The sequence below is a fragment of the Enterobacter sp. E20 genome (assembly GCF_000801755.2).
Lineage (GTDB): Bacteria > Pseudomonadota > Gammaproteobacteria > Enterobacterales > Enterobacteriaceae > Enterobacter > Enterobacter asburiae_B.
On sequence record NZ_CP012999.1, the window covers coordinates 4244632 to 4269311 of the forward strand.

General features: G+C 56.9%; 18 protein-coding genes. 11 read left to right on the forward strand and 7 right to left on the reverse strand.

Features of this window, described 5'->3' with window-relative positions:
• Window positions 1-2 precede the first annotated feature (2 nt).
• The 4 genes from hpf (at window position 3) to npr (ending at window position 2033) form a co-directional block, all read left to right on the forward strand.
• A complete protein-coding gene (hpf, locus tag NI40_RS19815) occupies window positions 3-290 on the forward strand; it encodes a ribosome hibernation promoting factor (RefSeq protein ID WP_008501444.1) in 288 nt (95 codons plus the stop codon).
• An 82-nt stretch (window positions 291-372) separates the two neighbouring features.
• Window positions 373-864: a PTS IIA-like nitrogen regulatory protein PtsN gene (gene ptsN / locus NI40_RS19820; RefSeq protein WP_008501443.1), complete on the forward strand. Its 492-nt coding sequence runs from the start codon at window positions 373-375 to the stop codon at window positions 862-864.
• Window positions 865-909: 45 nt separating this feature from the next.
• Window positions 910-1764 (forward strand): RNase adapter RapZ, encoded by an 855-nt coding sequence (gene rapZ, locus NI40_RS19825; protein ID WP_014885397.1) that lies wholly within the window; start codon window positions 910-912, stop codon window positions 1762-1764.
• Window positions 1761-2033, forward strand: a complete 273-nt coding sequence (gene npr / locus NI40_RS19830) for a PTS phosphocarrier protein NPr (RefSeq protein WP_003861872.1) — start codon at window positions 1761-1763, stop codon at window positions 2031-2033. Before rapZ ends, npr begins: the two co-directional genes overlap by 4 nt.
• A gap of 39 nt (window positions 2034-2072) precedes the next feature.
• Here npr and mtgA read toward each other — a convergent pair whose 3' ends face one another.
• The 5 genes from mtgA to lptF all read right to left on the reverse strand — a co-directional run bounded on the left by mtgA (window position 2073) and on the right by lptF (window position 8332).
• Entirely contained in the window at window positions 2073-2798 is a 726-nt protein-coding gene (mtgA, locus tag NI40_RS19835) for a monofunctional biosynthetic peptidoglycan transglycosylase (protein WP_039260411.1), read from the reverse strand.
• Window positions 2795-3448, reverse strand: coding sequence for an isoprenoid biosynthesis glyoxalase ElbB (elbB, locus tag NI40_RS19840; protein ID WP_039260518.1), 654 nt, complete (start codon window positions 3446-3448; stop codon window positions 2795-2797). Before elbB ends, mtgA begins: the two co-directional genes overlap by 4 nt.
• A 232-nt stretch (window positions 3449-3680) precedes the next feature.
• A complete protein-coding gene (gene arcB, locus NI40_RS19845; RefSeq protein ID WP_039260410.1) occupies window positions 3681-6014 on the reverse strand; it encodes an aerobic respiration two-component sensor histidine kinase ArcB in 2334 nt (777 codons plus the stop codon).
• Between the two features lie 135 nt (window positions 6015-6149).
• Window positions 6150-7232, reverse strand: a complete 1083-nt coding sequence (gene lptG, locus NI40_RS19850) for an LPS export ABC transporter permease LptG (RefSeq protein WP_024906346.1) — start codon at window positions 7230-7232, stop codon at window positions 6150-6152.
• The gene (gene lptF, locus NI40_RS19855; RefSeq protein ID WP_024906345.1) at window positions 7232-8332 is read right to left on the reverse strand and encodes an LPS export ABC transporter permease LptF; all 1101 of its coding nucleotides are present in this window, start codon (window positions 8330-8332) and stop codon (window positions 7232-7234) included. The genes lptG and lptF overlap by 1 nt, the downstream gene beginning before the upstream one ends.
• A 266-nt stretch (window positions 8333-8598) precedes the next feature.
• Between lptF and pepA the strand changes: the two genes are divergently transcribed.
• The 5 genes from pepA to ahr all read left to right on the forward strand — a co-directional run bounded on the left by pepA (window position 8599) and on the right by ahr (window position 15225).
• Complete coding sequence (gene pepA / locus NI40_RS19860; protein ID WP_023309366.1) at window positions 8599-10110, forward strand: leucyl aminopeptidase; 1512 nt, start codon at window positions 8599-8601, stop codon at window positions 10108-10110.
• 86 nt (window positions 10111-10196) lie between these two features.
• Window positions 10197-10640 carry a DNA polymerase III subunit chi gene (holC, locus tag NI40_RS19865; RefSeq protein ID WP_008502815.1) on the forward strand — a complete coding sequence of 148 codons (444 nt, stop codon included), beginning with the start codon at window positions 10197-10199 and terminating at the stop codon, window positions 10638-10640.
• Window positions 10640-13495, forward strand: coding sequence for a valine--tRNA ligase (locus tag NI40_RS19870; RefSeq protein WP_023309367.1), 2856 nt, complete (start codon window positions 10640-10642; stop codon window positions 13493-13495). The genes holC and NI40_RS19870 overlap by 1 nt, the downstream gene beginning before the upstream one ends.
• A gap of 123 nt (window positions 13496-13618) precedes the next feature.
• Complete coding sequence (locus NI40_RS19875) at window positions 13619-14122, forward strand: GNAT family N-acetyltransferase (protein WP_039260409.1); 504 nt, start codon at window positions 13619-13621, stop codon at window positions 14120-14122.
• Window positions 14123-14205: 83 nt separating this feature from the next.
• Window positions 14206-15225, forward strand: a complete 1020-nt coding sequence (gene ahr, locus NI40_RS19880; RefSeq protein WP_039260408.1) for an NADPH-dependent aldehyde reductase Ahr — start codon at window positions 14206-14208, stop codon at window positions 15223-15225.
• A gap of 92 nt (window positions 15226-15317) precedes the next feature.
• Here ahr and NI40_RS19885 read toward each other — a convergent pair whose 3' ends face one another.
• The gene (locus NI40_RS19885) at window positions 15318-16964 is read right to left on the reverse strand and encodes a dihydroxyacetone kinase subunit DhaK (RefSeq protein ID WP_039260407.1); all 1647 of its coding nucleotides are present in this window, start codon (window positions 16962-16964) and stop codon (window positions 15318-15320) included.
• Window positions 16965-17102: 138 nt separating this feature from the next.
• Here NI40_RS19885 and NI40_RS19890 point away from each other — a divergent pair, with 138 nt between their 5' ends.
• Window positions 17103-18605, forward strand: coding sequence for a helicase HerA-like C-terminal domain-containing protein (locus NI40_RS19890; protein ID WP_039260406.1), 1503 nt, complete (start codon window positions 17103-17105; stop codon window positions 18603-18605).
• Here NI40_RS19890 and NI40_RS19895 read toward each other — a convergent pair.
• Window positions 18585-19526 carry a TIGR01212 family radical SAM protein gene (locus NI40_RS19895; RefSeq protein ID WP_039260405.1) on the reverse strand — a complete coding sequence of 314 codons (942 nt, stop codon included), beginning with the start codon at window positions 19524-19526 and terminating at the stop codon, window positions 18585-18587. The two genes, NI40_RS19890 and NI40_RS19895, sit on opposite strands and share 21 nt — an antisense overlap.
• Window positions 19527-20213: 687 nt before the next feature.
• Between NI40_RS19895 and gltB the strand changes: the two genes are divergently transcribed.
• Window positions 20214-24674, forward strand: a complete 4461-nt coding sequence (gltB, locus tag NI40_RS19900) for a glutamate synthase large subunit (RefSeq protein ID WP_039260404.1) — start codon at window positions 20214-20216, stop codon at window positions 24672-24674.
• Window positions 24675-24680: the final 6 nt, after the last annotated feature.

Sequence of the window (24680 nt, forward strand, 5' to 3'; positions counted from 1 at the left end):
CTATGCAGCTCAACATCACTGGACAAAACGTCGAAATTACTGAGGCTTTACGCGACTTTGTGAACGCGAAGTTTGCAAAACTCGAGCAGTATTTCGAAAGGATCAATCAGGTCTATATTGTGTTGAAAGTGGAGAAAGTGACTCATATCTCGGATGCCACCCTGCATGTTAACGGGGGTGAACTGCATGCCAGTGCGGAAGGGCAAGACATGTACGCTGCTATCGATGGCTTGATTGATAAGCTTGCACGACAGCTCAATAAACATAAAGATAAACTGAAACAACACTAATTGTCCGGGCAGTTAACGGGTGCAGGACGGCCTGTTGTGAAACACAACAGGCCATTTGTACAGTTAGCGCTTAGGTGAAATTATGATGAACAACGATTCCGCTCTTCAACTGAGCAATGTCCTTAACCAGGAATGTACCCGCAGTGCGGTTCACTGCCAGAGCAAAAAACGTGCGCTGGAGATCATCAGTGAACTGGCTGCCAAACAGCTGGGCCTGCCGCCGCAGGTGGTGTTCGAAGCGATTCTGACCCGTGAAAAAATGGGCAGTACCGGTATCGGCAACGGCATCGCGATCCCGCACGGCAAACTGGAAGAGGATACCCTGCGTGCCGTTGGTGTGTTTGTGCAGCTTGAAACACCCATCGCCTTCGATGCCATTGATAACCAGCCCGTCGATCTCCTCTTCGCGCTGCTGGTGCCTGCCGACCAGACGAAAACCCATCTGCATACGCTGTCGCTGGTCGCAAAACGTCTGGCCGATAAAACCATTTGCCGTCGACTGCGCTCGGCCCAAAGTGATGAAGAGCTCTATCAAATTATCACTGAAGCAGAAGGCAATCAGGATGATGCATAACCAGGAGATGGCCTTCACATCTGTTGTCCTGAGGAGAAACGGAACATGGTGCTGATGATTGTCAGTGGCCGTTCAGGGTCGGGGAAATCCGTTGCTCTGCGCGCCCTGGAAGACATGGGTTTTTACTGCGTCGATAACCTGCCGGTCGTGTTGTTACCCGATCTGGCCCGCACGCTGGCGGAGAGACAAACCTCTGCCGCCGTCAGTATCGACGTTCGTAACATGCCTGAATCGCCAGAGATCTTCGAACAGGCCATGAGCAACCTGCCTGACGCGTTCTCGCCTCAGCTGCTGTTCCTCGATGCAGACCGCAATACGCTGATCCGCCGCTACAGCGATACCCGTCGCTTGCACCCGCTATCCAGCAAGAACCTCTCTCTGGAGAGCGCTATCGATGAAGAGAGCGACCTGCTGGAACCGCTGCGTTCTCGTGCCGACCTGATTGTCGACACCTCTGAGATGTCCGTTCACGAGCTGGCGGAAATGCTGCGTACCCGGCTGTTGGGTAAACGCGAGCGCGAACTGACGATGGTGTTCGAATCCTTCGGCTTTAAGCACGGTATTCCGATTGATGCGGATTACGTTTTCGACGTGCGCTTCCTGCCGAACCCGCACTGGGATCCAAAACTGCGTCCAATGACCGGTCTGGATAAGCCGGTGGCGGCGTTCCTCGACCGGCACACAGAAGTACACAATTTTATCTACCAGACGCGAAGCTACCTTGAGCTATGGTTACCTATGCTGGAGACAAACAATCGTAGCTACCTGACGGTGGCGATTGGCTGTACCGGCGGTAAACATCGTTCGGTTTATATCGCCGAACAGCTGGCCGACTATTTCCGCTCCCGCGGGAAGAACGTTCAGTCCCGTCATCGCACGCTGGAAAAACGTAAAACATGACCGTAAAACAAACCGTTGAGATCACCAACAAGCTGGGTATGCATGCACGCCCGGCGATGAAGCTGTTTGAGCTGATGCAGGGTTTCGATGCAGAGGTTCTGCTGCGGAATGACGAAGGCACCGAAGCGGAAGCGAACAGCGTGATCGCGCTGCTGATGCTGGATTCCGCCAAAGGGCGCCAGATTGAAGTAGAAGCCACCGGCCCTCAGGAAGAGGAAGCGCTGGCGGCGGTGATTGCCCTGTTTAACGCAGGGTTCGACGAAGATTAAGGTCTGCTATTCAGGCGGGTAGCGCTGCGCTTACCCGCTCTACATAAGATTATTACGCTGCATAAACTCCTCTCCACCCAGCTGATTCATCTGGCGCATAATCCACGCCTGACGGCTTCGCACGTACCCTGATGGGGCACTGGCCTTAAAGCGGATAGGGTTAGGTAACACAGCGGCCAGTAGCGCTGCTTCTGACATGCTCAGACGGCTGGCTGGCTTATTGAAATACCGCTGTGCGGCAGCTTCCACGCCAAATATGCCGTCGCCAAACTCCGCGACGTTGAGATAGACGGTCAGAATGCGTTTTTTGCTCCAGACCGTTTCCATCCCCAGGGTCAACCCCGCTTCCAGCCCTTTTCGCAACCAGCTTCGACCATCCCACAGAAACAGATTTTTGGCCGTCTGCTGCGACAAGGTTGATGCCCCGCGCACGCGGTTTTCATGGCGTTCGTTATGGGCTAGCGCCTTCTCAATGGCCGCCACGTCGAACCCCCAGTGCTCCGGGAATTTCTGGTCCTCCGCCGCGATGACCGCCAGCCCCATGAACGGGGAGATCTCGTCCATGCTCACCCAGTCAGAGTGGGCAACGTAGCTGAAATCGCCGCTGAACCACGCGCTAAGCTGTCGCTCAACCATAACGGCAGAGAACGGAACCGGCATAATGCTGAATAAAGCCAGCCCGCCTCCCCAGAATACCGCCAGCACAAGTACGATGCGCAAGAGAAAACGTTTCACCCCTGCGCCTGCGGCAAATTTACGCCTCATTCAGTCAGCACCAGCACGCGAGCCACCAGCTTTTCAATACCTGAGGCCGCCTCAGCGATATTATTCGCCAGCATATAAGCCGGCGTGGTGACAATTTTGTTATCTTCATCAACCACAATGTCATCAACCGGGCACGGAACGTGTTCGCCCCCCATTTCCTCCACGATCTCTGCGGTATCAATATCCGTCCCGATAGTCAGGCGCAGCGGGAAATCAAAAATCCTGGGCAGCATTGCCGGCGCGATGCAGATAAAGCCCTGCGGTTTTCCTGCCGCATGCATGGCCTGCGACAGCGCCTTTAAATGAGGATCGACCTGACACTCCGCGCCCTGCGCAGCAAAGGTACTGAGATTTTTGGCCGCACCAAACCCACCCGGCACAATGAGCGCATCAAGCTCTGTAGGGTCTGCCTGAATAAGAGCATGGATATCACCTCGCGCAATACGCGCGGCTTCAATCAGTACATTACGGGTTTCCGCCATCGGCTCGCCGGTCAGATGATTAATCACATCCGCCTGATTTTTGTCCGGCGCAAAACAAATAACCTCTGCTCCCTGCTTAGCCAGGGCCAGCAGCGTGATTACGGCTTCATGTATTTCAGAACCATCGTAAACACCGCATCCGCTCAGCACGACACCAATCTTTTTCATCATGACAATCCTTTTCTGCAACTTGCTGAAGCACATTAATAATTTTGATTAAAACGCTATGCTTCACACATTTCACTGATTCATGTAACAAACCATTTAAGATTTGCTATCTTATCTGCGTGCGGCCTAAATTTTTCAGGCAGCGCCCTTTCGAAAATAACTTTATAAAACAGGCGCAGCCACGATTTCCCTGGTGTTGGCGCAGTATTCGCGCACCCCGGTTAATCCGGGGTCATTTTTTTCTGGCGTCTACCCAGGCTTTAAGCACCGCCACATCGTTTTGCCACTCTTGTTTCATCTCTTCAACCCAATCACCCACGTTATCTTCCCATGCGGGTAAATCAGGCGACTGAATCTGTTGACCCAGCTGCTGCAGATGGCGTAAGCCAACCGAGCCGGCGGCACCTTTGATTTTATGTCCTTCTTCGACGATGCCCTTCTGGTCACGAGCCGTCAGGTTTGATTCCAGCACGCTCAGATAGCCCGGCATCATTTTTTCGAACACCGCCAGACCATCGGTAATCAGTTTCGGACCCACCAGATCGATGTACTGCTCCAGCATCGCGGTATCGAGTATCGTTTGGGCTTTTGCGCTATCAACAGACGTCATGGTGCTCTCCTCTTCATCACGGGTATCCCAGAACTTCTTAATCATGGCGGTCAGAGCAGGCACCGCCAGCGGCTTGCTGAGTACATCGTCCATACCGGCATCGAGATACTCTTTTTTGTCTTTCAGCACGTTCGCCGTCAGCGCCACCAGCGGCGGCAGCTCGTCGGCCGCGTACTGACGCGTCAGCTCACGCGAGATATCCAGCCCGGTCATATCCGGCAGCTGAATATCCAGCAGAACAAGATCGTATTCGCCCGGTTTAAACATCTCCAGCGCGGCCTTACCGGTCATCGCGACATCCACGCTGTTGCCCAGTTTTTCCAGCACCGAGCGCGCCACAATCACGTTCAGCTCAATGTCTTCCACCAGCAGGACGTGCAGCGCTGGCAGCGGCATGTCGTCGTTTTCAAAGGTATCCTCAACCTCCTCCGCCACCGCCGGCGCATGGACCGTCAGCGTGAAGGTTGATCCTTTGCCCGGCAGGCTGACAACGGTGATATCGCCACCCATACTCTTCGCCAGCCGCTTAGAGACCGCCAGGCCAATGCCTGTTCCGGTAGCCGGTTTCCCGCCGTTGCTGTCCTTCACCTGGTAGTACATCGCGAAAATTTTGTCCTGCTCCTCCTGCGGAATACCCATCCCGGAGTCTTCCACCTCGAAGTGCAGCATATCGCCTTCGTCATAGCGGATGCGCACCGCCACCTGCCCCTTCCGGGTAAATTTCACCGCGTTGCTGATGAGATTCCACAGGATCTGGCGCAGACGCGTGCCGTCGGTCACCACTTTATGCGGCAGCGGCAGGGTGGGATCCATAACAAAGCTCAGCCCCTTCTGCTGCGCCTGCAGGCCGGACAGGTTTTCGAGGTCGGCAAGGAAGCTGGTGAAATCAACAGGCTGATTATCAAGCTGAACTTTACGGCGCTCCATCTTATCCATATCAATAATATCGTTGAAGATATTACCCAGCGTGACCGCTGAGACATGGATAGTCTTGAGGTATTTTTCCTGCTCTGCGGTCAGGTCGGTATCCAGCAGAATACGGCTCAGGCCGACAATGCCATTAAGCGGCGTACGCAGCTCGTGGCTGATGGTGGAGATAAAGGTAGTCTTGTCGCGGCTGGCGCGCTCCAGAGCGTCCTGGTAGCGCTTACGCTCGGTGATATCGCGGCCAAAGCCCATCAGGCCGTGGCGTTTCCCCACGCGGTCATAGTAGGGCACCTTACGGATCTCAAAGCAGGCTTTGCGTCCGTCCGGGTAATCCAGCCACTGTTCATAGGTCAGCGAGACGTTATGGCGGAATACTTTTTCGTCCGTCTCCATGACCTTGGCCGCCGCCTCTTCAGAGTAAACGTCCTGCGGCTTCAGGTTAATCAGCTGCTTCTCGCTTTTCCCGGTGAGCAGCTCCATCGCCCGGTTACAGCCGGAAAACTCTTTATCTTCATTACGGTAAAACACCAGATCCGGCGAAGCATCAAGGAACGACCGCAGGAAAGAGGATTGCTGTTCAAGCTGGATCTGCGTGACCTCGCGCTCTTTCATTTCGATTTTCAGCTGCTCCAGCGTGGCCTGACGCTCGGCTTCCGCCTTCTCACGATCGGAGATCTCCTGATTCAGCTGCGCAATGTTGTCTTTAAGCTGGACGTTGAGCTTCAGGTCGCGCTCGCGCATCTCTTCCAGTTTATCGACCAGTTTTGACAGACGCTGACGGGACTCTTCCAGCTGTTCAACCACTACGGAAAGGAAATAGACCGCCCAGGGCGTAATGAGCAAGCCAAAGAAGATGGAGCGGATAACGTCGATACTCTCGACCTGACCATGCAGAACCATGGTGACGGCCATTTGCACAACAATGGCCAGAACGACCAGCGCCAGCGCAAGCAGCATGGAGAAACGCACCAGCCCAAGCTTCATCATCAGGTCGACGTAATACTGGGCAAGCATTCGAATTTGCTTCATAGAGGATCCCTTCACGACTTTATCGCTCAATAATACTCAAATTCAGGGCGAGGCGTTGAAGGTTGTGAGAAAAAGTGCGGGGTGAAACAGGAGATTAGCCTCGCTCCCGGTTAACCGGAAGCGAGGAGAGGTCAATCAGGAGCGTTTCAACAGCAGCCAGAGGCTGATCAGGAGGAAACTGGCGCTTGGCAGCAGCGCACCAATTATCGGCGGAATGCCATAAACCAGCGTCAGCGGACCGAAGATCTGATCGAGCACGTAGAACACAAAGCCGAAACTGATACCGGTCACGACGCGCACGCCCATCGGCACGCTGCGTAACGGGCCGAAGATAAACGACAGCGCCATCAGCATCATCACCGCCACGGACATCGGCTGGAAGATCTTGCTCCACATGTTGAGCTGGTAACGTCCCGCATCCTGCCCGCTCGACTTCAGGTATTTCACATAGTTGTGCAAACCGCTGATGGAGAGCGCGTCAGGATCCAGCGCCACAACACCGAGCTTGTCAGGCGTCAGGTTGGTTTTCCACGTACCGGTTACCGTCTGAGAACCCGTAATCTGTTTCGGATCGGTCAGGTTAGACTCATCGACCTGGGACAAACGCCACTGTTTATGTTCGGCGTCAAATTTTGCCGAAGAGGCGTGGCGGACTGACTCCAGACGGCGCTGGTCATCGAAAGCATAGATGCTCACCCCACCCAGTTCATCATTCCCCTTTACCCGTTCGATGTAGACGAAGTTTTTACCGTCTTTCGCCCATAAACCTTGTTGGGTCGAGAGCAGCGAGCCGCCGTACATGGCCTGCGCACGGTAGTTACGCGCCATCTGTTCGCCCTGCGGCGCGACCCACTCGCCAATCGCCATGGTCAACAGCACCAGTGGGATCGCGGTTTTCATTACCGACAGCGCAACCTGCATGCGGGTAAAGCCCGAGGCCTGCATAACGACCAGCTCACTGCGCTGCGCCAGCATCCCCAGCCCCAGCAGCGCGCCCAGCAGGGCCGCCATCGGGAAGAAGATCTGTACATCTTTCGGCACGCTGAGCAGGGTATACATCCCCGCGCCCATCGCGTCATAGCTCCCCTGGCCGGCTTTTTTCAGCTGATCGACAAATTTGATAATGCCGGAGAGCGACACCAGCATGAACAACGTCATCATGATGGTGGTAAAAATGGTTTTACCGATATAGCGATCAAGAACGCCAAACGCCTGCATTAGATGGCTCCTTTACGCGAGAATCGGGCACGTATGCGGCGCACAGGCACCGTATCCCACAGGTTTAATCCCAGCGCCAGTAAGATGTACAGGCTGTTGACGAACCATGTCCAGACCATAGGGTCCAGCTTACCCTTCGCGCCGTTAGAACGAATCGAGGTTTGCAGCAGGAAATAGATCAGGTAAAGCAGCATCGCCGGCAGCATAGAGAGCACGCGGCCCTGGCGCGGGTTCACCACGCTCAGCGGAACGACAATCAGCGCCATCATAAACACGGTGAATACAAGCGTAATACGCCAGTGGAACTCAGCACGCGCCCTGTCGGTATCGGTATTCCACAGGGTACGCATGTCCATTTGCTCGGTATCCGTTGGATCGAGCGCCACCGCCTGATGGCCGATAATGGCCTGATAGTTCTGGAAATCCGTAATACGGAAGTCGCGCAGCATGGCTGTGCCTTCGAAACGGGTGCCTTTGTTCAGCGTCACGATCTGAGAACCATCTTTGCGCTGAGCAAGCTGGCCGGAGTCTGCAACCACCACGGAAGGACGCGCGTTACCTTTGGGACGTAACTGCGCCAGGAATACGTCGTTGAATTTACTGCCGTCAACGCTCTCAATGAACAGCACGGAGTTACCGTCGGTCGCCTGCTGGAACTGCCCCTGGGCTAAGGCTGCCATGCCGGGGTTGGCTTTCGCTTCGGCCAGCACTTCGTCCTGATGACGGGAAGACATGGGACCCGCCCACATCACATTCACCGCCGCGACAATACCCGTGAACAGCGCCAGTATCATGGCCGCTTTCACCAGTACCGCTTTGCTCAGGCCACAGGCATGCATCACCGTGATTTCACTCTCGGTGTAGAGTTTCCCAAGCGTCATGAGCAGGCCAAGGAAAAGACTTAGCGGCAGGATGAGCTGCGCCATTTCCGGGATCCCTAAGCCAAGCAGGGAAAGCACCAGATTTGTTGGAATTTCGCCGTCAACGGCCGCACCGAGGATCTTAACCAGCTTCTGACAGAAAAAAATCAGCAGCAGGATGAAGAGGATCGCCAGTTGGCTTTTGAGCGTCTCCCGCACCAGATATCTTATGATTATCACTTTAAATACGCCCGTAAAAACCCGTCTCTTTGCTGGAAAATCGCTTGTTTCATGGCTTAAACGTCATTTATTCTCTTGAGTCGTCGAAATCATCGCTAAGATTAAAACATCCGGCGGATTCACGCTTCAGGACTTTTTCTGACGTGTCGAAACCGTAGTAACGTAAGATTAACACGAAGTCACCACAACAGCGGACATGAGTTACGAAAGGTTTCAATTCTATCCGTAGCTGCCGCCGTTGTCTTTAAGATTCAGGAGCGTAGTGCATGGAGTTCAGTGTAAAAAGCGGTAGCCCGGAGAAACAGCGGAGTGCCTGCATCGTTGTGGGCGTCTTTGAACCACGCCGACTCTCCCCGATCGCCGAGCAACTCGATAAAATAAGTGACGGCTATATTAGCGCCCTGCTGCGCCGTGGCGAACTGGAAGGCAAACCTGGGCAGACGCTGTTACTGCACCATGTTCCGAACGTACTGTCAGAACGTATTCTGCTGATTGGCTGCGGCAAAGAACGCGAGCTGGATGAACGTCAGTATAAGCAGGTGATTCAGAAAACAATCAATACGCTGAATGATACTGGCTCAATGGAAGCCGTATGCTTCCTGACGGAGCTGCACGTTAAAGGGCGTAACACCTACTGGAAAGTGCGTCAGGCGGTTGAAACGGCAAAAGAGAGCCTGTACAGCTTCGATCAGCTGAAGACCAATAAAAGCGAGCCGCGTCGTCCGCTGCGTAAAATGGTCTTTAACGTGCCAACCCGTCGCGAGCTGACCAGCGGCGAACGCGCGATCCAGCACGGTCTGGCGATCGCAGCCGGCATTAAAGCGGCCAAAGATCTCGGCAACATGCCGCCTAACATCTGTAACGCGGCGTACCTGGCCTCTCAGGCGCGTCAGCTGGCCGACGCCTACAGCAAAAACGTCATTACCCGCGTCATCGGCGAACAGCAGATGAAAGAGCTGGGGATGCACTCTTACCTGGCGGTCGGTAACGGCTCGCAGAACGAATCCCTGATGTCCGTCATCGAGTACAAAGGCAACCCGTCCGAAGACGCGCGCCCGATTGTGCTCGTCGGTAAAGGCCTCACCTTCGACTCCGGCGGTATCTCCATCAAGCCTGCCGAAGGCATGGATGAGATGAAGTACGACATGTGCGGTGCGGCGGCGGTTTACGGCGTGATGCGCATGGTTGCGGAACTGCAGTTGCCTATTAACGTGATCGGCGTACTGGCGGGCTGCGAAAACATGCCTGGCGGGCGCGCCTATCGTCCGGGTGACGTTCTGACCACCATGTCCGGCCAGACCGTTGAAGTGCTGAACACCGACGCCGAAGGGCGTCTGGTGCTGTGTGACGTGCTGACCTACGTTGAGCGCTTCGAGCCGGAAGCGGTGATTGACGTAGCCACCCTCACCGGAGCCTGCGTGATTGCGCTGGGTCACCACATCACCGGCCTGATGTCGAACCACAACCCGCTGGCGCACGAGCTTATTGGTGCCTCAGAGCAGGCCGGGGACCGCGCATGGCGTCTGCCTCTGGGTGACGAGTATCAGGATCAGCTGGAGTCTAACTTTGCAGATATGGCGAACATTGGCGGACGTCCTGGCGGGGCGATCACCGCGGGCTGCTTCCTGGCACGCTTCACCCGCAAGTACAATTGGGCGCACCTGGATATCGCGGGCACCGCATGGCGCTCCGGTAAGGCCAAAGGCGCAACCGGTCGTCCAGTTGCGCTGCTGTCGCAGTTCCTGCTCAATCGTGCGGGTTTTAACGGCGACGAGTAAGTCAAAACGGCAGTAAACCGTAGGCCGGGTAAGGCGAAGCCGCCGCCCGGCTTAAGCATTTAAAGTGAGCACAAGAAGCCCCATATATGAAGAATGCAACGTTCTACCTTCTGGACAACGACACCCATCAGGATGGCCTCAGCGCCGTAGAACAGCTGGTGTGTGAAATTGCCGCAGAACGTTGGCGCGCAGGTAAACGCGTTCTGATTGCCTGTGAAGATGAACAGCAGGCGATTCGCCTGGATGAAGCGCTGTGGGCGCGCCCACCGGAGAGTTTTGTGCCGCATAACCTGTCGGGCGAAGGCCCGCGCGGCGGTGCACCGGTTGAAATTGCCTGGCCGCAAAAGCGCAACAGCAGCGCGCGCGATATTCTGATTAGCCTGCGGATAGATTTTGCAGATTTTGCCACCGCTTTCACAGAAGTGGTAGACTTTGTCCCTTACGAAGAATCTTTGAAACAACTGGCGCGCGAACGCTATAAAGCGTACCGCCTGGCTGGTTTTAACCTGAATACGGCAACCTGGAAATAATGGAAAAGACATATAACCCACGCGATATCGAACAGCCGCTTTACGAGCACTGGGAACAGCAGGGCTATTTCAAGCCTAACGGCGACGAAAGCAAAGAGTCCTTCTGCATCATGATCCCGCCGCCGAACGTCACCGGCAGTTTGCATATGGGTCATGCTTTCCAGCAGACCATCATGGACACCATGATCCGCTACCAGCGCATGCAGGGTAAAAACACCCTGTGGCAGGCGGGGACTGACCACGCGGGTATCGCGACCCAGATGGTGGTTGAGCGTAAAATTGCCGCTGAAGAAGGAAAAACCCGCCACGACTACGGTCGCGACGCGTTCATCGACAAAATCTGGCAGTGGAAGGCGGAATCCGGCGGCACCATTACCCGTCAGATGCGCCGTCTCGGCAACTCCGTGGACTGGGAGCGCGAGCGCTTCACCATGGACGAAGGCCTGTCCAACGCCGTTAAAGAAGTCTTCGTCCGCCTGTACAAAGAAGACCTGATTTACCGCGGCAAACGCCTGGTAAACTGGGATCCAAAACTGCGCACCGCCATCTCTGACCTGGAAGTGGAAAACCGCGAGTCTAAAGGCTCCATGTGGCATATCCGCTATCCGCTGGCCGATGGCGCAAAAACCGCAGACGGTAAAGATTACCTGGTGGTCGCAACGACCCGTCCGGAAACCCTGCTGGGCGATACCGGCGTGGCCGTTAACCCGGAAGATCCGCGTTATAAAGATCTGATCGGCAAATTCGTGGTGCTGCCGCTGGTAAACCGCCGTATTCCGATTGTGGGCGACGAACACGCCGACATGGAAAAAGGCACCGGCTGCGTAAAAATCACCCCTGCGCACGACTTCAACGACTATGAAGTCGGCCGTCGTCACGCCCTGCCGATGATCAACATTCTGACCTTCGACGGTGATATCCGCGAAAGCGCAGAAGTATATGACACCAAAGGCAACGAATCCGACGTTTACTCCAGCGACATCCCGGCTGAGTTCCAGAAGCTGGAGCGTTTTGCCGCGCGTAAAGCCATCGTGGCTGCCGTTGACGCGCTCGGTCTGCTGGAAGAGATCAAACCTCACGATCTGACCGTGCCGTACGGCGACCGTGGCGGCGTGGTTATCGAGCCAATGCTGACCGACCAGTGGTACGTGCGTGCCGACGTGCTGGCGAAACCGGCTGTCGAAGCGGTTGAAAACGGCAGCATTCAGTTCGTGCCGAAGCAGTACGAAAACATGTACTTCTCCTGGATGCGCGACATTCAGGACTGGTGTATCTCCCGTCAGCTGTGGTGGGGTCACCGTATTCCGGCGTGGTACGACAACGAAGGCAACGTTTACGTTGGCCGTAGCGAAGACGAAGTGCGTCAGGAAAACAACCTGAGCGCGGACGTTGCGCTGCGTCAGGACGAAGACGTGCTGGACACCTGGTTCTCCTCCGCGCTGTGGACCTTCTCCACCCTCGGCTGGCCAGAAAACACCGACGCGCTGCGTCAGTTCCACCCAACCAGCGTGATGGTATCCGGCTTCGACATTATCTTCTTCTGGATTGCCCGCATGATCATGATGACCATGCACTTCATCAAAGACGAAGACGGCAAGCCGCAGGTTCCGTTCCATACCGTCTACATGACCGGTCTGATCCGCGACGACGAAGGCCAGAAGATGTCCAAGTCCAAGGGGAACGTGATTGACCCGCTGGATATGGTTGACGGTATCTCTCTGGAAGATCTGCTGGAAAAACGTACCGGCAACATGATGCAGCCGCAGCTGGCTGAGAAAATCCGCAAGCGTACCGAGAAGCAGTTCCCGAACGGGATCGAGTCTCACGGTACCGACGCCCTGCGCTTCACCCTGGCGGCACTGGCCTCAACCGGTCGTGACATCAACTGGGACATGAAGCGTCTGGAAGGTTACCGTAACTTCTGTAACAAACTGTGGAACGCCAGCCGCTTCGTGCTGATGAATACCGAAGATCAGGATTGCGGCTTCAACGGCGGCGAGATGACGCTGTCTCTGGCAGACCGCTGGATCCTGGCGGAATTCAACCAGACGGTGAAAGCGTTCCGCGAGGCGCTGGACAGCTACCGCTTCGATATCGCGGCGGGCATTCTGTATGAATTCACCTGGAACCAGTTCTGCGACTGGTATCTGGAGCTGGCGAAGCCGGTGATGAACGGCGGCACTGAGGCGGAGCTGCGCGGCACGCGCAACACGCTGATTACCGTTCTGGAAGGTCTGCTGCGCCTGGCGCATCCGGTCATTCCATTCATCACCGAAACCATCTGGCAGCGCGTGAAGGTGATTGCGGGCATCAACGCCGATACCATCATGCTGCAGCCGTTCCCGGAATTCGATGCGGCTAAGGTTGATGAAGCGGCGTCCGCGGATACCGAGTGGCTGAAACAGGCGATCGTTGCGGTACGTAACATCCGTGCTGAAATGAACATCGCCCCAGGCAAACCGCTGGAGCTGCTGCTTCGTGGCTGCAGCGAGGCTGCCGTTCGTCGCGTCACCGAGAATAACACCTTCCTGAAAACCATGGCGCGTCTGGAAAGCATCACCGTGCTGCCTGCGGATGACAAAGGTCCGGTTTCCGTGACCAAAATCATCGACGGCGCCGAGCTGCTGATCCCGATGGCGGGCCTGATCGACAAAGACGCCGAGCTGGCTCGTCTGGCGAAAGAAGTGGCGAAAGTCGACGTGGAAATTGGCAAAATCGAAAGCAAGCTGGCGAACGAAGGCTTTGTCGCCCGCGCGCCGGAAGCGGTCATCGCGAAAGAGCGCGAGCGTCTGGTTGCCTTCGCCGATGCGAAGACCAAGCTGATCGAGCAGCAGGCGGTTATCGCAGCCCTGTAATGCTTTTACCCCTTACGCTTCAGGGCGTAAGGGGTATCCTTCCTGAAAACTCCTCGCTTGCACTCCCCTTTCTGCGGTGCTATTAACAGCAGTTATGTGTCAATTTTTGTAATGAGTAATGCTATGAGCGTGATTACCCCCGTCGCGACGACGATGCGCCGGATCGCTGAGCAGGATAACCCGGCAATCGCCGCCGTTATCCGCACCGTTTCTGCCGAATATGGCCTGACGGCTGACAAAGGCTACACGGTTGCCGACCCGAACCTGGACGAGCTTTACCAGCTCTACAGCCAGCCAGGGCATGCCTACTGGGTAATCGAGCAGAACGGTCAGGTTGTGGGCGGCGGCGGCGTGGCGCCCCTCAGCTGCAGCGAGCCGGATATCTGTGAGCTGCAGAAAATGTATTTTCTGCCAACGGCGCGCGGGCAAGGGCTGGCGAAAAAGCTGGCGCTGATGGCGCTGGACCACGCGCGCAAGCAGGGTTTTACCCGCTGCTACCTGGAAACCACCGCTTTCCTCAAAGAGGCCATCGGCCTGTATGAACATCTGGGCTTTGAGCATATCGATGCGCCGCTGGGCTGTACCGGCCACGTTGATTGCGAAGTCAGAATGCTGAAAAGTCTGTAAGTTTCGTTCCTGCCCTGTTCTGTTAAGCGGCTGTAAACTGAATGCTCTACACTCTCAGTTCACACCACAACGGGGGAAACACGATGTCGAAGATAAAAAGCTACGCCGCACCGCAGGCGGGTGCAGAACTTGAGCTGTACGAGTACGATGCGGGCGAACTAAAAGCAGAAGACGTCGAAGTACAGGTTGATTACTGCGGGATCTGCCACTCGGATCTCTCGATGATCGATAACGAATGGGGCTTCTCGAGCTATCCGCTGGTTGCCGGGCACGAAGTCATTGGCCGCGTCGTGGCGCTCGGTAGCGCCGCGCAGGACAAAGGGCTGAAGGTAGGCCAACGCGTGGGCATTGGCTGGACGGCACGCAGCTGTGGTCACTGTGACGCCTGTATCAGCGGCAATCAGATCAACTGCCTCGAGGGCGCCGTTCCCACTATTCTGAACAAGGGCGGTTTTGCCGACAAACTGCGCGCCGACTGGCAATGGGTGATCCCGCTGCCGGACAGCATTGATATCGAATCCGCAGGTCCGCTGCTGTGCGGCGGTATCACCGTCTTCAAACCTCTGCTGATGCACCACATCACCGCCACCAGCCGCGTGGGCGTCATTGGTATTGGCGGTCTGGGCCATATCGCCATCAAGCTGCTGCACGCGATGGGCTGTGAAGTCACGGCGTTTAGCTCGAACCCGGCGAAAGAGAAAGAAGTGCTGGCGATGGGTGCGGATAAAGTCGTGAACAGCCGCGATCCTGACGCGCTGAACGCGCTGGCTGGGCAGTTTGATCTGATCATCAACACCGTGAACGTCGATCTCCACTGGCAGCCGTACTTTGAAGCGCTGGCCTACGGCGGTAACTTCCACACCGTAGGTGCCGTGATGAAGCCGCTGCCGGTTCCGGCGTTTACCCTGATCGGCGGGGATCGCAGCGTGTCAGGCTCCGCGACCGGTACGCCGTTTGAGTTGCGCAAGCTGATGAAGTTTGCCGGACGCACCAAAGTGGCGCCGACCACCGAACTGTATCCGATGTCGAAAATCAACGAAGCGATCCAGCACGTGCGTGACGGCAAAGCCCGCTACCGCGTGGTGTTGAAAGCGGATTTTTGATGTGACATTGGCGGGGAATGTGCGGCCTGATGCCCTCACCCCAACCCTCTCCCACAGGGAGAGGGCGCACACACTAAAAACGGTAACGGTCGTTACCGTTTTGCATCTACCATGGCCTTAAACACCTCAGCCACCGCGACCGCACCGGGATCCATTACCCCATCCAGATTCTCTTTATTCACATACGACGAGCGCCCCGCACCGGCTTTCGCCATTTTCGCCGTTGCTTCGGCACCGTGCTGTGCGGCCTTCGCCGCTGCCTCGATATCGCCTTTCAGCAACGCCTCCAGCGCCGGCTGCAGCGCGTCAATCAGGGTACGATCGCCGAGATCTGCCCCACCGTACTGCTTCATCTGCGCCAGCCCGCTGAGCAATGCTTCGGCTAGCGGCTGACCATCGTGAAGCTTTTGCCCGGCCGCGGTGAAGAAGATCGACATCAGCACCCCGCTCGATCCGCCCATCACCGTCGCCAGCCGCTCGCCCACCAGCAGCAGCAGCGTCGATAGGTTATCAAGCGGGAGCTTGCGATCCTCCAGACGCTGCGCAATATCCCGCGCCCCTTGCGCAAAAGTGGAGCCGGTATCGCCGTCGCCCACTTTGGCATCCAGCGCGTTCAGTCGGTTTTCCAGCTGGAGCAGCGTTTTCGTCACCGAGGAGACATACTCGCCCACCCGCAGATTGTCCGACGGGGTGTATTCCACGCGATCGTGAATGGCGGTATGCGCCACGGTGCGCAGTGGCGCAAACGCCACGGGCTTTTGCCAGCCCAGCGTTTCAACCTCGGCGTGAATCGCCTTTTCAAAGAAATCGTTGAGCTTCAGCAGCGTGAGCGAAAAGCCCTTCATGTCCAGCGCGCTCACCAGCGGCGCGGGGCCTATCAGGTACGCGATCTCCTCTTTCAGCGCCGAATGCGCCAGTTCTTTGGTCAGCAGCGCCATCTCCAGCGCCGATACGCCGCCGAGATTGTTAATCAATACCGCAAACCGCCCTTCTCCCGCCTGCGCGCGTAACGGCGTCACCAGCGTGTCGATAATGGCTTTACTGTTCTGCGTATCCACGACGGAAGCACCGGGCTCGCCGTGAATGCCCAGCCCCAGCTCGACATGGCCCTGCTTAATGCGCCCCTCTTCCTCGTCGCTGCCCGGCAGGTTGCACGTTTGCATCGCAACGCCCAGGCTCCAGAGGTTATCGCAGGCCTGTTGCGCAATATCCCGCACCTCGCTTAGCGATTTACCATGCTCCGCCGCATAGCCCGCAATCTTATGCACCAGTGCCGTACCGGCAATACCGCGCGGCTGTTTGTTATCCGGCAGCGCGATATCGTCCGCCACGATCGCCATCTCCACCTTCAGGCCGTAGCGTTTGGCTTTTTCAGCCGCCAGACCAAAGTTCAGGCGATCGCCGGTGTAGTTTTTGACGATCAGCAGACAGCCGCGATCGCCCGTGACCGCCACAATGGCGTTCAGCACCGCATCCACGCTCGGCGAGGCAAACAGATCGCCACACACTGCCGCCGTCAGCATCCCTTTGCCAACAAACCCGGCGTGCGCGGGTTCGTGGCCTGAGCCGCCGCCGGAGATCACCGCCACGCGGCTTTTGTCCCAGTCTCCACGTGCGACGATCCTGATGGCCGGATCGATATCAAGTTTGACGAGGTTTGCGTGTGGCGCAGAAAGCAGTATGCCTTCAATGGCATCGTTGACCAGCTGTTTGCGATCGTTAAAGAAGAATCTGGACATCGTTTCCCACTATTTTTGTGAACCGTATGCAAAAGCATAGTCCGCGCTGGATAATGCGCCGCAAAGTCAGGAATTTACTCAACCAAATTGCGGTCAGGTTGCCTATACTCCACCCAGGACTAAGAGAGGAAGCGCATCATGAGTACACCATTGTTAATTGCCCGGACGCTGGAAAAAGAGCTGTATTTACTGCCTGCGATGGCGAACCGCCACGGTCTGATCACCGGAGCGACCGGGACAGGGAAAACCGTCACCCTGCAAAAGCTGGCGGAGTCGCTTTCGGAGATTGGCGTACCGGTCTTTATGGCTGACGTGAAAGGCGATTTAACCGGTGTGGCTCAGGAAGGTACGGCCTCTGAGAAACTGCTTGAACGGCTGAAGAATATTGGCATCACGGACTGGACGCCGCATAACAATCCGGTGGTAGTGTGGGATATCTTTGGTGAGAAAGGCCACCCGGTGCGCGCCACCGTCTCCGATCTCGGCCCGCTGCTGCTGGCCCGTCTGCTTAACCTCAACGACGTGCAGTCCGGCGTGCTGAATATTATCTTCCGCATTGCCGACGATCAGGGACTGCTGCTGCTTGATTTTAAAGATCTGCGCGCCATTACGCAGTACATCGGCGATAACGCCAAATCCTTCCAGAACCAGTACGGCAATATCAGCAGCGCCTCGGTGGGTGCCATACAGCGCGGGTTGCTGACCCTGGAGCAACAGGGGGCCGAACACTTCTTCGGCGAGCCGATGCTGGATATCAAAGACTGGATGCGCACCGACAGCAGCGGTAAAGGCATCATCAACATTCTGAGCTCAGAGAAGCTCTACCAGATGCCAAAGCTCTACGCCGCCAGCCTGCTGTGGATGCTCTCTGAACTCTACGAACAGTTACCCGAAGCGGGCGATCTGGAAAAACCGAAGCTGGTCTTCTTCTTTGACGAAGCGCACCTGCTGTTTAACGACGCGCCGCAGGTATTGCTGGATAAGATTGAACAGGTCATTCGCCTGATCCGCTCAAAAGGCGTTGGCGTCTGGTTTGTTTCACAAAACCCGTCGGATATCCCGGATAACGTGCTCGGCCAGCTAGGTAACCGCGTGCAGCACGCCCTGCGCGCCTTTACGCCGAAGGATCAGAAAGCGGTGAAAGCCGCTGCGCAGACCATGCGCGTCAATCCTGCCTTTGATACCGAAGCGGCGATTCAGGCGTTAGGCACCGGTGAAGCGCTGATCTCATTCCTGGATGCGAAGGGCAGCCCGTCCGTGGTGGAACGCGCCATGGTGATTGCGCCCTGCTCGCGCATGGGGCCGGTTACCGACGATGAACGTAACGGCCTGATTAACCACTCTCCGGTTTACGGGAAGTACGAAGACGAGGTTGATCGCGAGTCTGCGTTCGAGATGCTGCAAAAAGGGGTGCAGGCGACCACCGAATCCCAGGATGCGCCTGCCGCTAAAGGGCAGTCCGTCGCCGTGGATGACGGTATTCTCGGGGGGCTCAAAGACATCCTGTTCGGCAGCACCGGGCCGCGCGGCGGCAAGCGCGACGGCGTGGTACAAACCATGGCGAAAAGCGCGGCGCGGCAGGTCACCAATCAGATAGTGCGCGGCATGCTGGGAAGTCTGTTAGGCGGCCGTCGCCGGTAGACGGGGAACCCACGGGCGGCCAAGCGCTGAACCCTGCACACCGTTCTCCTGCAGATAGCGGTCGATTTCCACCATCCCCGTCCAGCGGTTCTCACACCATAGCGGTGCCAGAAGCGTTGGACGGCGGGCGCTGGCCGAGATGCGATGGTAAACAATTTCCGGCGGGGTGTGGCGAATCATCTCCCCCGCTGTAACCGTATAGTCCTCAAGCTCAATACCGCTTAACCGCCCGGCTTCCCAGGCTTTCGCCATAATGCTTCCCGTAACGATATGCAGCGGGTGTAGCTTAATGCCGTCCACGCCGGTCTCAACCACCTTTTCCAGCGTCTCCAGGCCGTGCTGCAGCCCTTCACCCGGCAAGCCGACAATCAGATGCGAGCAGACCTTCAGCCCACGCTCGCGGGCCAGGCGCGTGGTGCGCTGGTAGCAGGCGAAATCATGGCCACGGTTAATACGGTGCAGGGTTTTGTCGTGCGCGGTCTGCAAGCCCAGCTCCAGCCAGATCTCGTAGCCTTGTTCTTTGTACTCGCTGAGCAGGTCCAGCACCGCGTCCGGTACGCAGTCCGGGCGCGTGCCCACGCACAGCCCAACGATGTTAGCCTGGCTGACGGCCTGCTGGTACATAGAGCGCAGCACCTGCACCTCCGCCCACGTGCTGGTGTAGGCCTGAAAATAGGCCAGATACTGCTTCGCGCGGTTCACCAGGCTGGCCTGATGGGCAAGCTGTTCAGCGATAGATTTATGCTGCTGGGCTTCGTCAGCAAAGGACGCAACGTTACAGAAGGTGCAGCCGCCGCGCCCGATGGTGCCATCGCGATTCGGGCAGCTAAACCCGCCGTGCAGCGTCAGCTTATGAACCTTTTGCCCGTACCGCTGCAAAAGATCCCCACCAAACATATTGACTAATTTCTGTAACTGCATAATCTGATAGACCGTCCCGGAGAAAGGGGACAAGCCTGCCACTTTTAGCCTCTGTCGGCGATGACCTGGATCAATCGCCCCGGACGGCCTTTATCTATATGAATAAATACTCAGGATTACTGCAATTTCATTCACGCCATTCGTGATTACTTTTCCTTATGTTCTGATTGTTTTTTTCATTTATAGCGCCACCACTGAAAAACAGTGGGTTTATGCGGGTTTGCAGACAATGCCAGATTATTATTCTGCTATAAAACTGCTATTCAGCACGCTACATTGATAATACCGCTTTCATATAGTGAGTCAGATCACACTCCGCTGCGTCCTGCCAGGGCATACAATCAATGTAAAAATAGTTAAATACTATTTAATTTCAAATGCATAAACTCTCTTTAGCACATTTTTGTATAAATAAGATTGCCATTTGACCTGTGTACCAATTCCCGATAAGTTGGAAATCCGCTGGAAGCTTTCTGGATGAGCGGCCTGCTCATCATATTTATGCAGTAATTGAGATTCCCTCTGAAGCAAGTCCTCAAACTTGTTTACCTGCGCGAAAGGATGAAAAAGAGGGCGAATGCGAGGTCCGCGTATGAAACGCAAACCCCGTCGCCACGCTCTTTCTGTGCCTGTGCGCCACGGTAAAGTTCAGTGGGAAGCCCGACGAGCCTGGGGAGGTTCACTGATATGTTGTACGATAAATCCCTTGAGAAGGATAACTGTGGTTTCGGCCTGATCGCCCACATAGAAGGCGAACCTAGCCACAAGGTAGTGCGTACTGCTATTCACGCACTGGCCCGAATGCAGCACCGTGGCGCGATTCTTGCCGATGGTAAAACCGGCGACGGTTGCGGCCTGCTGCTGCAAAAACCGGATCGTTTCTTCCGCATCGTGGCGGAAGAGCGCGGCTGGCGTTTAGCCAAAAACTACGCTGTCGGCATGCTGTTCCTGAATCAGGATCCTGAAAAGGCTGCCGCCTCACGCCGCATCGTCGAAGAAGAACTTCAGCGTGAAACCCTGTCGATTGTCGGCTGGCGCAATGTGCCAACCAACGAAGGGGTGCTCGGTGAAATCGCCCTCTCCTCGCTGCCTCGTATTGAACAAATTTTCGTCAACGCGCCTGCGGGCTGGCGTCCGCGTGATATGGAACGCCGTCTGTTTATTGCCCGCCGCCGCATTGAAAAACGTCTCCAAGACGATAAAGAGTTCTACGTTTGTAGCCTCTCTAATCTGGTGAACATCTATAAGGGTCTGTGTATGCCGGCTGACCTGCCGCGCTTCTACCTGGACCTGGCGGACCTGCGTCTGGAATCGGCCATTTGCCTGTTCCACCAGCGCTTCTCCACCAACACCGTTCCACGCTGGCCGCTGGCTCAGCCGTTCCGCTACCTGGCGCACAACGGCGAGATCAACACTATCACCGGTAACCGCCAGTGGGCCCGTGCCCGTACCTATAAATTCCAGACGCCACTGATCCCCGATCTGCACGATGCCGCGCCGTTTGTGAACGAAACCGGCTCTGACTCCAGCTCCATGGATAACATGCTGGAACTGCTGCTGGCGGGCGGGATGGACATCGTGCGCGCCATGCGTCTGCTTGTGCCACCGGCCTGGCAGAACAACCCGGATATGGACCCTGAGCTGCGCGCGTTCTTCGACTTTAACTCCATGCACATGGAGCCGTGGGACGGCCCGGCGGGCATCGTCATGTCCGACGGCCGCTTCGCCGCCTGTAACCTGGACCGTAACGGTCTGCGTCCGGCACGCTACGTCATCACCAAAGACAAGCTCATCACCTGCGCCTCTGAAGTCGGTATCTGGGATTACCAGCCTGACGAAGTGGTCGAGAAGGGCCGCGTCGGCCCGGGCGAGCTGATGGTTATCGACACCCGCGGCGGGCGCATTCTGCACTCTGCCGAAACCGATCACGATCTGAAGAGCCGCCATCCGTATAAAGAGTGGATGGAAAAAAACGTGCGTCGCCTCGTGCCGTTCGAAGATTTATCGGATGAAGAAGTGGGTCGCCGCGAACTGGACGACGATACGCTTGCAAGCTTCCAGAAACAGTTTAACTACAGCGCAGAAGAGCTGGACTCCGTTATTCGCGTGCTCGGTGAAAACGGCCAGGAAGCGGTCGGCTCCATGGGTGACGATACCCCGTTTGCCGTGCTCTCCAGCCAGCCGCGCATCATTTACGATTACTTCCGCCAGCAGTTCGCGCAGGTGACCAACCCGCCGATCGACCCGCTGCGCGAAGCGCACGTGATGTCGCTGGCCACCAGCATCGGTCGCGAGATGAACGTCTTCTGCGAGGCCGAAGGCCAGGCGCACCGTCTGACCTTTAAATCACCGATCCTGCTGTACTCCGATTTCAAACAGCTCACCACCATGAAAGAGGAGCACTACCGCGCCGACACGCTCGATATTACCTTCGACGTGACCGAAGCGAGCCTCGAAGAGACGGTGAATGCGCTGTGTGACAAAGCCGAACAGATGGTGCGTAACGGTACCGTTCTGCTGGTGCTGTCCGACCGCAATATTGCGAAAAACCGTCTGCCGGTGCCTGCCCCGATGGCGGTTGGCGCTATCCAGACGCGTCTGGTCGACAAGAGCCTGCGCTGCGACGCCAACATCATTGTTGAAACCGCCAGCGCCCGCGACCCGCACCACTTTGCCGTGCTGTTAGGCTTCGGTGCGACGGCGATCTACCCGTACCTGGCCTACGAAACGCTGGCCCGTCTGGTGGATACCCGCGCGATCGATAAAGATTACCGCGCGGTGATGCTGAACTACCGTAACGGCATCAACAAAGGCCTGTACAAGATCATGTCCAAAATGGGCATCTCGACCATTGCCTCCTACCGCTGTTCGAAGCTGTTTGAAGCGGTCGGCCTGCATGACGAGGTCGCCAACCTCTGCTTCCAGGGCGTGGTCAGCCGCATCGGCGGCGCCGGTTTTGCTGACTTCCAGCAGGACCTGGTGAACCTGTCCAAACGCGCATGGCTGGCACGTAAGCCGCTGGATCAGGGCGGTCTGCTGAAATACGTTCACGGCGGCGAGTATCATGCCTACAACCCGGACGTGGTGCGCACGCTGCAGCAGGCGGTTCAGAGCGGTGAATACAGCGATTACCAGCAGTACGCTGAGCTGGTAAACAACCGTCCGGCGGCAACGCTGCGCGACCTCATTGCCCTGAACTCGGGTGATGAAGCGGTCAGCATTGACGAGGTTGAGCCTGCATCCGAGCTGTTCAAACGCTTTGATACCGCGGCGATGTCCATCGGCGCGCTGAGCCCGGAAGCCCACGAAGCGCTGGCGGAAGCCATGAACAGCATCGGCGGTAACTCCAACTCCGGCGAAGGCGGTGAAGATCCGGCGCGTTACGGCACCAACAAAGTGTCCCGTATCAAGCAGGTGGCATCCGGTCGCTTTGGCGTGACGCCTGCGTACCTGGTCAACGCCGACGTGATCCAGATTAAAGTCGCTCAGGGTGCTAAACCGGGCGAAGGCGGCCAGCTGCCGGGTGATAAAGTTACCCCGTACATCGCCAAACTGCGCTATTCCGTGCCGGGCGTGACGCTGATCTCCCCGCCGCCGCACCACGATATCTACTCTATCGAGGACCTGGCGCAGCTGATTTTCGACCTGAAGCAGGTCAACCCGAAGGCGATGATCTCCGTGAAGCTGGTTTCCGAACCGGGCGTCGGCACCATCGCGACCGGCGTGGCGAAAGCCTATGCGGACCTCATCACCATCGCCGGCTATGACGGCGGTACCGGCGCCAGCCCGCTCTCCTCCGTGAAATATGCGGGCTGTCCGTGGGAACTTGGCCTGGTGGAAACCCAGCAGGCGCTGGTGGCTAACGGTCTGCGTCACAAGATCCGTCTGCAGGTGGACGGTGGCCTGAAAACCGGCCTCGACATCATCAAAGCGGCGATCCTCGGCGCGGAAAGCTTCGGCTTCGGTACCGGCCCAATGGTTGCGCTCGGCTGTAAATACCTGCGTATTTGCCACCTGAACAACTGCGCAACCGGCGTGGCTACCCAGGACGAGAAGCTGCGTAAGAACCACTATCACGGTCTGCCGTTCAAAGTGACCAACTACTTTGAGTTCATCGCCCGCGAAACCCGCGAGCTGATGGCGCAGCTGGGCGTGAAGCGTCTGGTGGACCTGATTGGCCGCACTGACCTGCTGAAAGAGCTGGAAGGCTTCACCGCGAAGCAGCAGAAGCTTGAGCTGTCTAAGCTGCTGGAAACCGCGCAGCCGCACCCTGGCAAAGCGGTCTACTGCACCGAGAACAACCCGCCGTTCGATAACGGCGTGCTGAACGCGCAGCTGCTGCAGCAGGCGAAACCGTACGTGGACGACAAGCAGAGCAAAACGTTCTGGTTTGATATCCGCAACACCGACCGCTCCGTGGGCGCCTCCCTTTCCGGCTACATCGCGCAAACGCACGGTGACCAGGGGCTGGCAGCGGATCCGATTACCGCGCACTTCAGCGGTACCGCGGGTCAGAGCTTCGGCGTATGGAACGCAGGCGGCGTTGAGCTGTATCTGACCGGCGATGCCAACGACTACGTCGGTAAAGGCATGGCGGGCGGTCTGCTGGCGGTGCGTCCTCCGGTTGGCTCAGCCTTCCGTAGCCATGAAGCCAGCATCATCGGTAACACCTGCCTGTACGGCGCGACCGGCGGTCGTCTGTTTGCAGCAGGCCGTGCGGGCGAGCGTTTTGCGGTGCGTAACTCCGGTGCTATCACCGTGGTGGAAGGCATTGGCGATAACGGTTGTGAATACATGACGGGCGGGATTGTTTGCGTTCTGGGTAAAACCGGCGTGAACTTCGGCGCGGGCATGACGGGCGGTTTTGCGTACGTCCTGGATGAAGACGGTGAGTTCCGCAAACGCGTGAACCCGGAGCTGGTGGAAGTGCTGGACGTTGATACGCTGGCTATCCATGAAGAACACCTGCGCGGTTTGATTACCGAACACGTGCAGCATACCGGTTCTTCGCGCGGCGAAGAGATCCTGGCGAACTGGCCAGCGTTCTCTGCGAAATTCGCGCTGGTTAAGCCGAAGTCCAGCGATGTTAAAGCCCTGTTGGGTCACCGTAGTCGTAGCGCAGCAGAGCTGCGCGTGCAGGCGCAGTAAGGAATT